At 36.6% G+C, this 14,017-nt stretch carries 12 protein-coding genes and 1 pseudogene; 5 read left to right on the forward strand and 8 right to left on the reverse strand.

From position 1 onward, the window contains the following. Positions 1-440: 440 nt before the first annotated feature. Positions 441-2,345 carry a tRNA uridine-5-carboxymethylaminomethyl(34) synthesis enzyme MnmG gene (gene mnmG / locus ABF682_RS00205; protein ID WP_415618629.1) on the reverse strand — a complete coding sequence of 635 codons (1,905 nt, stop codon included), beginning with the start codon at positions 2,343-2,345 and terminating at the stop codon, positions 441-443. Positions 2,346-2,373: 28 nt separating this feature from the next. Further along, positions 2,374-3,768 (reverse strand): tRNA uridine-5-carboxymethylaminomethyl(34) synthesis GTPase MnmE, encoded by a 1,395-nt coding sequence (gene mnmE, locus ABF682_RS00210; RefSeq protein ID WP_415618630.1) that lies wholly within the window; start codon positions 3,766-3,768, stop codon positions 2,374-2,376. A 599-nt stretch (positions 3,769-4,367) separates the two neighbouring features. Here mnmE and ABF682_RS00215 point away from each other — a divergent pair. The 4 genes and pseudogenes from ABF682_RS00215 to ABF682_RS00230 form a co-directional block, all read left to right on the forward strand. Then, positions 4,368-5,414, forward strand: coding sequence for a branched-chain amino acid aminotransferase (locus ABF682_RS00215; RefSeq protein ID WP_289978959.1), 1,047 nt, complete (start codon positions 4,368-4,370; stop codon positions 5,412-5,414). A 41-nt stretch (positions 5,415-5,455) separates the two neighbouring features. Beyond that, complete coding sequence (locus ABF682_RS00220) at positions 5,456-6,541, forward strand: PTS transporter subunit IIC (RefSeq protein ID WP_289978954.1); 1,086 nt, start codon at positions 5,456-5,458, stop codon at positions 6,539-6,541. A 29-nt stretch (positions 6,542-6,570) separates the two neighbouring features. Then, complete coding sequence (locus ABF682_RS00225) at positions 6,571-7,488, forward strand: L-lactate dehydrogenase (protein WP_289978953.1); 918 nt, start codon at positions 6,571-6,573, stop codon at positions 7,486-7,488. Between the two features lie 349 nt (positions 7,489-7,837). Beyond that, positions 7,838-8,011: pseudogene (locus tag ABF682_RS00230) on the forward strand (transposase); the annotation flags it as partial. Positions 8,012-8,152: 141 nt separating this feature from the next. Here ABF682_RS00230 and ABF682_RS00235 read toward each other — a convergent pair. From ABF682_RS00235 to ABF682_RS00255, 5 genes are all read right to left on the reverse strand, one after another. Next, entirely contained in the window at positions 8,153-8,611 is a 459-nt protein-coding gene (locus ABF682_RS00235) for a universal stress protein (protein ID WP_415618631.1), read from the reverse strand. A 103-nt stretch (positions 8,612-8,714) separates the two neighbouring features. After that, on the reverse strand, positions 8,715-9,659 hold the full coding sequence (locus tag ABF682_RS00240; protein ID WP_415618632.1) for a lysostaphin resistance A-like protein: 945 nt from the start codon (positions 9,657-9,659) through the stop codon (positions 8,715-8,717). Between the two features lie 130 nt (positions 9,660-9,789). Next, positions 9,790-10,524 carry a deoxynucleoside kinase gene (locus ABF682_RS00245; protein WP_289978946.1) on the reverse strand — a complete coding sequence of 245 codons (735 nt, stop codon included), beginning with the start codon at positions 10,522-10,524 and terminating at the stop codon, positions 9,790-9,792. A gap of 146 nt (positions 10,525-10,670) precedes the next feature. Beyond that, positions 10,671-11,807 carry a DUF3114 domain-containing protein gene (locus tag ABF682_RS00250; protein ID WP_289978944.1) on the reverse strand — a complete coding sequence of 379 codons (1,137 nt, stop codon included), beginning with the start codon at positions 11,805-11,807 and terminating at the stop codon, positions 10,671-10,673. Positions 11,808-11,838: 31 nt separating this feature from the next. Continuing rightward, positions 11,839-12,426, reverse strand: coding sequence for a maltose acetyltransferase domain-containing protein (locus ABF682_RS00255; RefSeq protein ID WP_289978942.1), 588 nt, complete (start codon positions 12,424-12,426; stop codon positions 11,839-11,841). 59 nt (positions 12,427-12,485) lie between these two features. On the opposite strand from ABF682_RS00255, the gene ABF682_RS00260 reads away from it, so the two are divergent. After that, positions 12,486-13,064, forward strand: coding sequence for a sugar O-acetyltransferase (locus tag ABF682_RS00260; protein ID WP_289978940.1), 579 nt, complete (start codon positions 12,486-12,488; stop codon positions 13,062-13,064). Here ABF682_RS00260 and pepI read toward each other — a convergent pair. After that, complete coding sequence (gene pepI, locus ABF682_RS00265; RefSeq protein WP_415618737.1) at positions 13,061-13,954, reverse strand: proline iminopeptidase; 894 nt, start codon at positions 13,952-13,954, stop codon at positions 13,061-13,063. The two genes, ABF682_RS00260 and pepI, sit on opposite strands and share 4 nt — an antisense overlap. Between the last annotated feature and the right edge of the window lie 63 nt (positions 13,955-14,017).

Here is a 14,017-nt window from a genome sequence, read left to right on the forward strand (position 1 = left end):
TTTTTTTCATTTCCATTGTCTAACTATGTCACTTCACTCAAAAATGCTTTATTATTAATTTAATTAATCTAGAGGAGATGTCTCACATGTTATGGTTTTGGAAAAATGCAGCTCTGTTAGTCGCTATCACAAGTCTTTTTTTCATCCCAATATTGCTTTTAAATCTTTGGGGCCTATCGAGCGGTAGTCATCTCATTTACGGAATCTTAATACTTATCGATTTTATCTACTTAAATCTCGAATCAATTTTCATTGCAATTGTAGTAAGAAAAAAGCGTCTGGAGAAAAATCCAGACACCGATAGTAAAAAAGATGATTGACATTTTTTAATAAATTTTGCTTGTTTTGTGGAGAAAGAACCAAATAATTCCTATTTGAAAAGAATCTATTTTATTTTTATTACCATCCAAAACTTGTACAAAAAGTATATCTTCCATAATCTAAATCTTTGCTATCTTCCCTTGTTCAATATAAATCGCTAAGATCGAAATATCTGCTGGGTTAACTCCACTGATTCGACTAGCTTGTGCCAGTGTTTCGGGACGAATTTTTTCGAATTTTTGCCGCGCTTCCGTGGCAATTCCCTCAATCGCACTATAATCAATTCGATCTGGAATTTTTTTGGCTTCCATCTTTTTGAGCTTCTCAACTTTTTGATTGGCTTTTTTGATGTAACCCTCGTATTTAATTTGAATCTCAACTTGTTCAATTACTCGATTATCGATTTCTTTTGTTGATTCCGGAATAAACTCAGCTAATTCAGCGTAGGTTACCTCTGGGCGGCGCAAGAAATCACTTGCCAATACGCCATCTTTCAATGGTGCAGCACCTTTTTTTGCAAGAAATGCATTGACTTGCTCATTTGGCTTAATTCGATAACTTTCAAGCCGTTTTTCTTCAGCTTCGATAGCTGCCTTTTTTGCCTCAAACTTGGTATAACGCTCATCAGAAATCAAACCAATTTCATGGCCTAATTCAGTCAAACGCATATCTGCATTATCATGACGCAAAATCAAGCGGTACTCTGCACGCGATGTTAATAAACGATACGGCTCGTTTGTTCCCTTGGTTACTAGATCATCAACCATCACACCAATATAGGCATCACTACGCTTGAGCACAACTTCTTCTTTGTCAAGAGCGTGTAACCCTGCATTAATTCCGGCTAACATTCCTTGACCAGCAGCCTCTTCATAACCCGAAGTCCCATTTGTTTGACCCGCAGTATATAATCCACTAATTAGCTTTGTCTCCAATGTAGGTCTTAGTTGATATGGTGAAACAATATCATATTCAATCGCATAACCAGGTCTCATCATTTCAGCATGCTCAAGCCCTTTGATAGAATGCACCATTTGTTGTTGGATTTCTTCTGGCATTGAAGTCGACAAACCTTGAACATAAAACTCATCGGTATTGCGTCCTTCTGGTTCAATAAACAATTGGTGCCGCGGTTTATCAGCAAATCTCACAATCTTATCTTCAATCGATGGACAATACCTTGGTCCAACTCCCTCAATCACACCTGAAAACATTGGTGCACGATCAAGGTTTGCTCGAATCAATTCATGTGTCTTTTCATTAGTATATGTCAGCCAGCAAGATAGCTGATCCTTAGCATTCAAGTAATCATCATCAGAAGTCTCAAAACTAAAATGATTTGGCTCCTTATCACCTGGCTGTTCTTCAGTTACTCCATATTCAATCGTATTTCCATCAACCCGTGGTGGAGTTCCCGTCTTAAAGCGTTTCAGTTCAAATCCTAGCTTCTCCAAATTACCTGACAGTTTCATAGAGGGTTGTGTATTATTAGGCCCGGAAGAGTACATCAACTCACCTATAATAATCTTTCCACGAGCTGCTGTTCCAGTCGTCAATACGACACTTTTAGCACCATATCGTGCGCCTGTATTAGTAATTACACCTCTAACAACACCATCTTCAACAATTAAGTTATCAACAATTCCCTGACGTAATGTTAGATTTGGTTCCTTTTCGATAGTGTGCTTCATTTCGATTGAGTATGCACGTTTATCAGCCTGTGCTCTCAATGCCCTTACAGCTGGACCTTTACCAGTATTCAGCATTCTCATCTGTACATACGTCTTATCAATATTACGACCCATTTCACCGCCAAGTGCATCTAATTCCCGCACAACAATCCCTTTGGCTGGTCCGCCTATAGAAGGGTTGCATGGCATAAATGCCACCATCTCAAGATTGATTGTTACTAAGAGAGTTTCATTCCCCATCCGGGCTGCAGCCAATGCAGCTTCACAGCCTGCATGCCCCGCTCCAACTACGATTACATCATAGTCTTTGCTAGCATATTGCTTTACATCCATTACGATCTCCTATCTTCCATCTAATTATTTATTTTCCTAAACAAAATTGACTGAATAATTGCGTCAATAGTTCGTCTTGATAACTATCTCCTGTAATCTCGCCCAATAAATCCCAGCAATTAGTCATATCAATTTGAATTAAGTCTACTGGCATATTAGCTTCGATTCCGCTTAAAACAGAATCTAATGAGTCTCTTGCTTGATTTAAGAGACCAATATGTCTTGCATTTGTAACCATGATTGTCGTCTGCCTATTCTCAATTCCGCCAAAGAACAATTTTGCAATTTTTTCTTCTAGCTTGTTAATTCCTTCATTCTTCAAAACGGAGATATTCAGCAACTCATCTTTACCTACTTCCTTCGTAAGCTGTGTAAAGTCTATTTTTAAAGGCAAGTCCACCTTATTTAGTAAAACGATTCTTTTCTTATCTTTAGTTAAGTCTATTAATTGTTGATCTTCAACAGTTAATGGTTCACTTTGATTCAACACCAACATCACTAAATCAGCTTGCTCAATTGCCCTTTTAGAACGTTCAACTCCAATTTTTTCTACTTTATCTGAGGTCTCACGAATCCCTGCAGTATCAACTAATTTAAGTGGAACTCCTCTAACATTTACATATTCTTCAATCACATCGCGTGTTGTTCCCGCGACATCTGTCACAATCGCTTTGTCTTCATGCAGTAAGTGATTTAACAAACTAGACTTGCCAACATTAGGTTTACCAATAATCGCCGTTGCCAATCCTTCACGTAAGACCTTGCCTTGTTTAGCGGTTTGTAATAGTTGTTCTATCCGTGCTTTTGTATCTTGTGCCTTTTCTTTTAGTAACCTTGTTGTTATCTCTTCAACATCGTCATATTCCGGATAATCAATATTGACCTCGACCTGTGCTAGGACATCTAATATGTCTTGACGTAAATTCCTGATTAGCTGTGAAAGATTCCCATCCAATTGGTTCAATGCAACTTTCATTGATCTATCCGTCTTAGCTCTGATAAGATCCATCACTGCTTCTGCTTGTGAAAGATCAATTCTGCCATGTAAAAAAGCACGTTTGGTGAATTCACCCGGTTCAGCCAACCGAGCACCATTGCTTAATAGTAGCTGTAGAATTTCGTTAGTTGCAACGATTCCTCCATGACAATTGATTTCTACAACATTTTCCCGTGTAAATGTTTTGGGTGCCCTCATTACTGAAACCATAACTTCATCAATTTCTTGCTTAGTTCTCGGATTAATAATATGACCATAATTTATGGTATGACTCTCAACTTTAGTTAATTCTTTCCCAGAAAATATACTTTGTGCAATCTGTAATGCTTCTTCTCCACTTAAACGCACAATTGAAATTGCACCTTCACCAGGTGGAGTTGAAATCGCTGCAATCGTATCATATTCTGTGATCGTATTTGCTGCCAACTCTCCACTACCTCCTTTTAGACAATAAAAAAAGCGCCACTCCACGCCTTGAAAACGTGGATAAAGCACTTTGACTACTTCATCAATTAAGATAAGAATGATTGCCTATAATATACTTTCAATTATTGAAAAAGTCAATAAGACAATCTTTTTCTCATCTTATGGAAAGATTTTAATCTCACCTTTTCCACATGATTTGTATGTTTTATTAAACAATTCTGGCATTAAAAATAATAAAATTACATTTTTATTAAAAAAGAGGTTGCTTTTTTAATGACAATAGTTATAATAAGAAATATCAATTATGAAGTCACGTTATAGCAATCAATTATTGAGAGGAGTTGAGCAACATGTCACGTACAATCACTGTTTGTAGTAATACCGCCCAGTATCTAGTGAGCCTAGTCATTATTAGCACGCGCGATGTGTTGCTTAATGTCTCGGCTGATTAGATTGTTCAGACATTAAGTCCATCGCGCTAGGATAACTAGGCGATGGATTTTTTTAAGCACCCACCGCCGAATTATATTCTTGGCGGTGAGTGCTTTTTGTTTTAACTTCAAACGGCTCTCATGATTCAAAAATAAGGAGGAATTAAAATGTCACTTTCAACAACACCAAAAGCAAAGGACCCATCTGAATTAGACTGGAGCAATCTTGGTTTTACTTATATGAACTTGCCTTATCGTTATCGCGCTTACTGGCGCGATGGTGAATGGCGTGATGCTGGTCTTACAGATGAAGCTACAATTACCATTAATGAAGGATCAACATGTCTGCACTATGGTCAAGAGGTTTTTGAAGGACTTAAGGCTTATCGCTGTAAAGATGGGAGTATCAATCTTTTCCGCCCAGATCAAAATGCCCAAAGAATGCAGAACAGTTGTGAAAGACTAATGATGCCTAAGGTTCCTACTGAAATGTTTGTCGCAGCATTAAAGGAAGTTGTGAAAGCCAATGAAAAATATATTCCTCCATATGGCACAGGTGCTACACTCTATCTTCGCCCATACCTTGTCGGTGTTGGTGGCAATATTGGTGTTCATCCCGCTGAAGAATATATTTTTTCAATCTTTGCCATGCCCGTTGGAAACTACTTCAAGGGTGGCTTGACACCTACAAACTTTATTGCTTCTGAATATGACCGTGCTGCTCATAAAGGAACTGGGGCAAGTAAGGTTGGCGGTAACTACGCAGCTAGTCTCTTCCCTGGTCAGCTTGCACATAATGCTGGTTTCTCGGATTGTATCTATCTTGATCCAATTGATCACCAGAAAATTGAAGAAGTTGGTTCAGCTAACTTCTTTGGAATCACTAAAGATGGTAAATTTGTAACACCTAAGTCACCATCCATCTTACCAAGTGTAACTAAGTTCTCGTTGCTGTATCTCGCTGAACATAACTTTGGTATGAAAACAGAACAAGGTGATATTTACATTGACCAACTTGATCATCTTGCTGAAGCCGGTGCTTGCGGAACTGCTGCAGTTATCTCACCTATTGGTGGTTTCCAATACGGTGATAACTTCCATGTATTCTACAGTAAAACAGAAGTCGGCCCTGTCACTCGCAAACTATATGATGAATTAATTGGTATCCAATTCGGTGATATTACAGCACCTGAAGGTTGGATTGAAAAAGTTTAGGACAGTATTAGGACAAAAAAAGGAATAGGAGTTGTTCAACAATGGAGAACACAGGTGCTACAAAATCAACGACAACAGTTAAGGACTATGTATATCGAATCTCAGCTGCCGTTTCCAATGCCATCTTAGTCACATTAGGGATCGGACTGTTGCTGCAGACAATTGCCTCGTTTATTCACTGGAATGCCTTATATCAGGTCGGTGTTATTGCTAATGATTTATTAGCCCCCGCTCTTGGTGTTGCAATTGCATCTCAATTAGAGACAAGCTCGCTCGTCATTTTTAGTGCAATGATTTCTTCAACAATTGGTGCAAATGCGGTGCACTTTACTTCAACAGCTGTCAATGGAACAACTGCAACCGGCACATCTTTAATGCAAGCTGCCGGAAGTGCAACTTTTGCAACAGGTCAGCCAGTCAGTGCTGTCTTAGCTGGATTGATTGCCGCCTTAATTGGTAAATATCTATCTGGTAAGACACCTTTAGATATGATGCTTGTTCCTTTCACTGCAACCTTGGTAGGAGGAATTTGCGGGTTAGGCCTGGCTGCTGTCACTACTCCATTGTTGTTAAATGCCAGTGCATTCATTGCTGAGACAATGCAAGTAAATCCATTAGTAGGCTCAATTTCAATTTCTGTAGTCTGGGCACTCTTCTTAATGACCCCAGCGTCATCAGCAGCTTTAGCAATCGCTTTAACATTGGATCCAATTTCGTCAGCTGCTGCTTTGATTGGAACAACATCACAATTTGTTGCCTTTACAGCAATGTCATTTCGCCAAAATAACTTAGGAGCTAATATTGCGCAAGGAGTTATGACACCAAAAGTACAATTTCCAAATCTTTTGATTAACCCATATCTATTAGTCCCTTCGCTGCTCTCAGCTGTTGTCTGTGCCCCAATTGCAACGATTATGTTTGGCTTCCGCTCAACCTATAAACTGGCCGGTTTAGGATTAAATTCCTTTATTGCACCCTTGGCCTATGCCGCACAAGGATGGAGCCAATTCGCAATCTACATGTTTACAGGGGTTGTCTTACCTATGGTTATTTCACTGGTGGCATATGGAATGATGAAAAAAGCTGGTTTTATCAAGGAAAATCAATTACACTTGGAGATTGTTTAACTAATTCTAATTAGCAAGGGATGTAAAAAATGAGTAGAAAATATGCAATCATCGGTGTAGGACATGTTGGAGCTGCAATCGCATTCTCACTTGTAATTCAAGGCTTTGCCGATGAATTGATTCTAATAGATAAAAATAAGAAAAAAGCAAGAGCAGAACAACTTGATCTTCAAGATGCAACAGCACGACTAGGCAGCAGACCCAAAATTAAAATTCAAGATTATTCAGAACTAGCAGATACAGATATTCTTTTTGTTACTGCAGGAAATATTCATGCACTTGACAATGCAAGCGGTAATAGATGGGCCGAATTCGAATATACTCGTGAAATTGTAAAAGATATTGCACCTAAAATTAAAAAAAGTGGATTTAGCGGCATCTTAATTGATACGATGAATCCTTGTGATGCAATTACTCAATATCTTCAAAAAGAAATCGGATTGCCTGGTTCACGTGTACTTGGAACAGGGACTTTCCTAGATACTGCTCGTATGCAGCGTGTTGTATCAGAGAAATTTAATGTTGATCCTAAAAATGTATCTGGTTTTGTATATGGTGAACATGGTGAATCTCAATTTGTAGCATGGTCAACAGTCAGTGTTAATGGACTTCCGCTTGAGACCCTTGCTCCAAAAATGAATCTAGACTTAGACACACTTGAGGATACCGCACGATCAGGCGGTTGGGCTGTTCATTCAGGTAAAGGCTATACTAGCTTCGCAATTGCAACCTGTGCAATTAAACTTAGTCGCGCAGTCCTTGATGATGCACAACTAATGTGTCCTTGTTCATCTTACAATGTCAAATATGACTCATATTTAGGTCAGCCAGGAATAATCGGAAAAAATGGAGTTGAAGAACTCATTGATATTCCTCTCCAACCTGAAGAAGAACAAAAACTAGCAACTTCTGCAGCTACTATTAAAGAAAAGTTTGCTACAATGTAATTTTCGTAATAAATAGAAGGAGAGCGCCATAAGTCAGGAAAATTTGAGTATTAACTCGAAATTACGAACATAGCGAGTACTTTGTTATGAGTAATCCGAAGTTAGACGGAGAGTTTTGACTTACGAAACACGTTTATACGGAATAAATAGAGGCGCTGAATCAAAATTTGACAGCTCTACAATATTAGGTGTTGATGGAAGTTCATCAACACCTAATTTTCATGTACAATAAAAGAACAAGTTCCCAAATGCACCACCAAATACCGACCAAAGTAAAAGTAAAGGAAAATGAGAAAACGTGTTCCAAGAATATTCTATCGAAAATATACTTCAAATCCAAGGCCCAAATATCAAATGCATGATGGCAAGTAACTATTTAAATGGCCCACTAGAAGGCATTAATTGCAAAATCAAACAAATTAAACGCATGGCATACGGCTACAGAAATTGGTCACATTTTTACACCCAGATTAGAATTGAATTTACGATTCGAATAAAAAAAAGAAAACCAATTCGAAAATGAATTGATTTTCTTATAAAAGTTTCTCATCAACAGCGGTTGACAAAGAACCAAAGTTTATTTAACCCAGCACCTCTATTTGTATTCTAGAACACAATTTTAAGATTATCTTCAAAATCTCTTTATTATTTTTGCTCCGAAAAACTAGTTACGAGCCATAAGCACATCACATGATGCATTCCTAATAACATAAGACGCAACTGACCCAATCACTAGTCGCTCAAAGAAATTCTTTCCTGTCGAGCCAACTAGAATCAAATCATTACTATATTCAGGCTGAAAATCATGCGCAATCACAAGTTTTGGATTTCCAAAACGTAAGTGAACATGTACAGCTTCTTCATTAAGCCCATTTTCTTTAACTAACTTTTGTTTCAAACTAAACATGTATTCCTCATTAGCTTGTTCAATTCGGTAAACTTCGCTGCCATCTAAAGCAATTCCAGCTCCACCATATTCTAAGGAATTCAAGTCAAGCACACGTAAAACATCTAATGTGGATCCTTCATTATTCTTCACTGTTTCTATCGCCTTAGCTAAAGCAACTTCGGAACCTTTAGAACCATCTATTGCTACCAAAACTCGTTTATAATTTTGCATCATCTCAACCACCCGCCTTTGGGGAAAAATATTTCTAATATCATGATAGCCCTTGAATTTATAAACTTCAAGTAATCACACAAAAGTTGTGATTAAATTAACATCTTTATATTTTATCTAATCCCAAGCAAGAAATAATAAAAATTATAATAGTGATTAAAATTAAGCTTTTCCCTGTGAACGCAAGCTTCAATTCTTTTCCAGTTGGTTTATTGCTTCTATACCATTTACGTATTGCCCCTTTGTAAAACCATAGAATTACCATTCCGATAACTCCACCAGTCCAAATCAGAGTACTACTGACAATATCCGCTTGCCTGTCATTGAAATTCTGTAAAAAATAATTGAGAGTATCTCCTAACACAAAGTTATTAAAAATGTGCAGTAAAATTGACCATTTGATACCATAGGTCAGCGCCACGTATCCTAAAATCAGCCCTACAACAAATGCAAATGGAGTTTGAAGAAAATTACTGTGGTACAGACCAAACATGTAAGCCGAAATTATAATTGCAAATCCTTGACCATATTTCTCTAAATTACGTAACAAAAAGCCCCTAAAAACAATCTCTTCAGTAACGGGACCAAGAAATCCAGCATATAACAACATCGAAAATGTTTTACTGGTTCCTGTAGCTTCTTTTAGTTGTTCCGTTGAAGTGTAGCCTATCAGGTTGACAAGGTGTTCAAAAAGAGAACCATAGACACTTAGAATAACTTGACCAGTCATTACTACTGCGACAAGCGCAAGAAAGATCCCACCTGTCATCTTTCTTGTACTTACTGCAAAGGTTTGTTTCCTTATGCTAGGAGTCATACTTACAAAAATCACGAAAAGTCCTAACCCAATTGCAACTAAATATGGTAATCCACTATTACTAAGAAAATCATTAACTGCAGCTTTACTTTCTTTTCTCATAGAAGATAATACAAGTGATGAAACAAGTGCTGCAAATTGAAAAACTATGAAATAAACAAAAATTATCGTAGTGACCTGGCGTACATCTTTTTTTAATGTCTTATCTGTGATATCACTCTTTTTATATTCCAAGAATTTCACCTTACCATTTCTGGTTCTAGATTATTATGCAGATTGAAAGGTTATCTCATCTATTACTTTAACGTGTTTCATGTTTCATTCTCTTTTTTACTCTAACGGTGTGTTTCAGAAATAAGTTGCCTTAAACCAGCTTCTGATGTTCCTCATGAAAATTCTGTAACTGCTCATCTGTAAGCTTACCCAACTTATACAACTCCTTTTCGATTAATTCCAATATGGTAATTCTATCACTAACATTACCAACAAAATCGAATTGATCACCCTCTACAACTAGCAACGGTGAGATAGTATATGACTCAACCCACTCATCGTAATATTTCAAAAGTCGTTTGTAATAATCAACTAAAGAAGGATCATTTTCCACTAGTTCATAATCACGACCTCTTTTAGTAATTCTTTTAATCATTGTTTCATATGAAACATGAATTGTAATCATCAAATCTGGTGATTTCTTTTTTGCAGCAAAAGGTAATTCCTCCATCATATTGGCCAGTAAGCTCTGATATATTTGATATTCCACTTCTGTTGCATTACCCATTTCAGTATTCATCTTCATAAATAGCTCGTCTTCATAGATTGAGCGATCTAAAATATTATTGTCATCTTGCATGGCTTCCTTAATCATTTTAAATCTCTTATTAAGAAAATATGTTTGTAGAAGATATGCATAGGGGTTAGTTGCTTCATTATCCCCTTCTGCCCTTTTTTGAGCTGCAATTTCATTTCCCTTATAAAATAATGGTAGAACAGGATTATCCTCAACTGGTTCAAAAAAAGCCTTCGTCCCGAGTTCTTTTGCTAATATTTCAGTCATACTTGACTTACCCGATCCAATAATCCCCGATAATGTAATCAAAATGATTTATACACCCTTTCTTTGTTAACTTCATTCTATTTCCAAAAAACGACCAATTAATATCATACTAGCTTTTTAAGAAAAAATAAAGAATTGCTTTTAAACTAATAATCGCAAAAAGTTCAATAATATCAGTACATAATGTTTCAAAAATCTTTTTTGCTTTTTTTTAAGAAACAGTAAAAGCCGGGATTCCTTTTAGGATAAATACTGCGACAATATGCAACAAATTTATAATAAACCTTTTCTTTTTCCCTTACTGAATTCCAAGCATAATAATCCCTATAACCTTTTTTTACAATATCTGCATACTGGCCCGCATATCGACCGCTACCATCCTTTTTATAATAGGATTCTTCAAACTTCCAGTAATAGGAAGTACTTTGTTTTTTGGTCAATCTCCTGCGAGTTAACGAATCACGCGGATGACTAACATCTAAGTTATTGTGGCTATCTCTATCAACAAAAAAAGCAAGTTTTCTACCGCCTATTGGTATTCCATAATTAAAGGACTCTGTATTGACGATATTGAATTCCTTAAAAGAAGTTTTATTTTGTTCTGCTTCATTAGCCAAAAAACCATATCCAATCCACTCACTAACAAAGTTACCTGATTCTAAATTAATTATAAATTCAGACATTCTTGTCCTACTAGTAACCTGCACTTTCATGTTTTGTGGATACTTGAAGCAACCATCACTACGAAATCTATTGTGAAAATTGGCATCTGATCTATAATCCAGCTTAATAAAATAAAATTTTTTCCCATATTTGAGCAGTTTTTCATAATCAGTCGTTCCCTTAAAAAAGGAACGGATATATTGAATATTATTGAAATCTAAATAACTTCGAAAAAGATGAACTTTATTTGCAAGTTCACCCAAATCATTTGTCATACTATATTCCTTTAAAGTTTTCCCGGGAAATACTTTTTGAACAAGCCTACGAAAATAGCGTAAAAAGTTGCTATGCGGAGGCATGGCAGAATCTAAATAAAAATCTCCATTTAACTGTAAAAAGCCAGTGTGATCAATGTTTGCACCTAATTGCCACAAGACCAATTCAATCTTTTGGTGCGCTGTTAACTTTGATTTTCTGAGCATTTTAGTATATAAATTTGAACCAACAGCGTGCAAATTACAGTTTATTGTTCCAAAGTCATCGCTGGCACTATTCAGCATTACTTGCCACTGCAGCTTCCTATTTATATATTTAATAACCGGTTTATCCCATCCGCTGTGTATCAAATCACTTAAAATTTTATTGATGTCCGCATGATTCACTATCTTTTACCTCCACTCACGTCGCCTGAAATTACAACACAAGAGATTCACACGGATTACCATTTGCAACCGTATTGGCAAGTATATTATGAGTTACTACACTTCCTGCTCTGATAATCGCTCCTTCACCAATCTCAACGCCTGGTGTCACAATCACATTATCTTCAATGATAACATTATCTGTGATTAATATTGGCTGCTCACTGCACCAATGTGCTGCACGTAATTCAGGATTTTCAGCATGATTAGATGTGTAGATTCCAACTTGTGCACCAATTGAAACATTGTCTCCAATTTCAACTTTGTTACAATCGATAACTTTAAAATCCCTTCCCGCGCTGAAGTGGCTTCCTACAGTTAGATTGAATCCAAACTCACACGTAAATCCTAAGTTAATCTCGGCATGATGTCCCAAATGAGCAAAAAGGGCCTTCATTATTTCTATCTTTTTTCGTCCATTCCTAAGTTCATTATCATATTTCCTACATTCAAAATATGCATGATTCCTTGCTTTGGAAATTAAGGGATCATAGTCGTAATAGAGCTCTCCAGAATTCGTAATTTGTTTAACATACTCTATTTCAAAATTTGTTAATGCACTATGTTCGCTTAAATCCATCTGGTTATCCTCCTTATTTGGTCTATAATTAAATTATATACTATACTTGAGGTGAAAAAATGGACATTGAAAAAGTTAAAAGGCTAACAATCAATGAAAATACATTTAGTGCATCTACTCCAGAAATTACAGCCGCTTCCAGACATGCTTTTGAACAATGTTGTGCCTTCAATCAACTAGTTATTACTAAAAACAGTTATGACTTTGCAATACTTGAACAACTCTTTAAAAACATTGGTGCTGATGCCTACATCGAACCTAACTTTATGTGTACATTTGGTTTTAATATCTCTATAGGAGACAATTTTTTTGCAAATCATGATGTTACAATGCTTGATTTCGCAACAATTACAATTGGTGCGAATGTTAATGTTGCTCCAAAAGTTGGCTTTTATACCGCTAGTTATCTTGAGGATCCTACAGAAAGAATAGCAAAAAAAATGATTGCAAGACCCATTACACTTGAAGATGGTGTTTGGATTGGCGGCTCTGCAATCATTCTTGGTGGTACAACAATTGGAAGAAATTCAATCATTGGTGCTGGAAGTGTTGTAACACATGACATCCCCGCAAACGTGATTGCTGTAGGAAATCCCGCTAAAATCCTGCGTCCAATTAAACTAACTAATCATTTTTAATCATTTCTTTTGAGCCATTCTGTAAGAATCTCCGCATATTTTTTATTCTCTTCTATGAATGGCATGTGCCGCGAAGCTGCAAAGAGATGCCATTCTGAGTTTGCCAAGGCATCAGCCATTGTTTTTGAAACTACTGGTGTACTTAAATCATTAATTCCGCTCATTATTAACGCAGGTATTTTTATCTTTGATAATTTCTCTGTATACTCATAATCACTCAAATTACCTTGTGGTGTATATTCATTTGGTCCCCATGCGGTTATATAAGCTTCGATGCCACTTTTTTTAGGACGCTTTAGCACTTCTACCTGACTTTCTTTTGGATCATCACTGGCATATAACTTCATAAAATGTGCATTCGCTCTAAGATACAAAAGATCTTTAAAGTCTTGCTGTTCTTCCGCCTGCCTGATAGCCTCCTGCTCATTACTTGGTAAATATTTTATAAGCCTATGAAGTTCCCTAGTCCATAATTCAGTTGAAGAAAGCGTACTGGATAGGACCACGCTTTTAACTGCACTTGCATCCCTATCACAAAGATACATGATTGCTAGCATTCCACCCCATGACTGGCCTAAAAAATGAACCTCTTTCAATCCTAAAAAAGTAATGAGATTCTCTAATTCATCAAGCCATGTGCTGGCCTTATAAAGATCTCGTTTATCATCTGGAATTGAAGAATTTCCGCAACCTAACTGATCATACATTATTAATTGTCTTTGACTCGTTTCTGCAATCTCATCGAGCATTTCAAAATAATTATGTGTTGAACCTGGTCCACCATGTAGCAAAATCAATGGTGGATTTGTCGTTTTTTCTCCTACTACTCTGTAATACGTTTGGTACTTGCGAAAAGGAATAAATCCTTCATTTACATGTTTATTCTTTATTCTGACCACTCACTAACTTATTATTCTTTTATTAGATATATATTACACTTTTCACAGTTCTTT

The sequence above is a fragment of the Liquorilactobacillus sp. genome, assembly GCF_047719775.1.
Taxonomy (GTDB): Bacteria; Bacillota; Bacilli; order Lactobacillales; family Lactobacillaceae; genus Liquorilactobacillus.

What these genes read in the sequence shown, in the direction of transcription:
- ABF682_RS00255 (WP_289978942.1), bottom strand. Translation starts at nt 12,426, where the DNA reads ATGGATTTAAGCGAACATAGTGCATTAACAAATTTTGAAATAGAGTAT.
- ABF682_RS00260 (WP_289978940.1), top strand. Translation starts at nt 12,486, where the DNA reads ATGGACATTGAAAAAGTTAAAAGGCTAACAATCAATGAAAATACATTT.
- ABF682_RS00225 (WP_289978953.1), top strand. Translation starts at nt 6,571, where the DNA reads ATGAGTAGAAAATATGCAATCATCGGTGTAGGACATGTTGGAGCTGCA.
- ABF682_RS00235 (WP_415618631.1), bottom strand. Translation starts at nt 8,611, where the DNA reads ATGATGCAAAATTATAAACGAGTTTTGGTAGCAATAGATGGTTCTAAA.
- ABF682_RS00215 (WP_289978959.1), top strand. Translation starts at nt 4,368, where the DNA reads ATGTCACTTTCAACAACACCAAAAGCAAAGGACCCATCTGAATTAGAC.
- ABF682_RS00220 (WP_289978954.1), top strand. Translation starts at nt 5,456, where the DNA reads ATGGAGAACACAGGTGCTACAAAATCAACGACAACAGTTAAGGACTAT.
- mnmG (WP_415618629.1), bottom strand. Translation starts at nt 2,345, where the DNA reads ATGGATGTAAAGCAATATGCTAGCAAAGACTATGATGTAATCGTAGTT.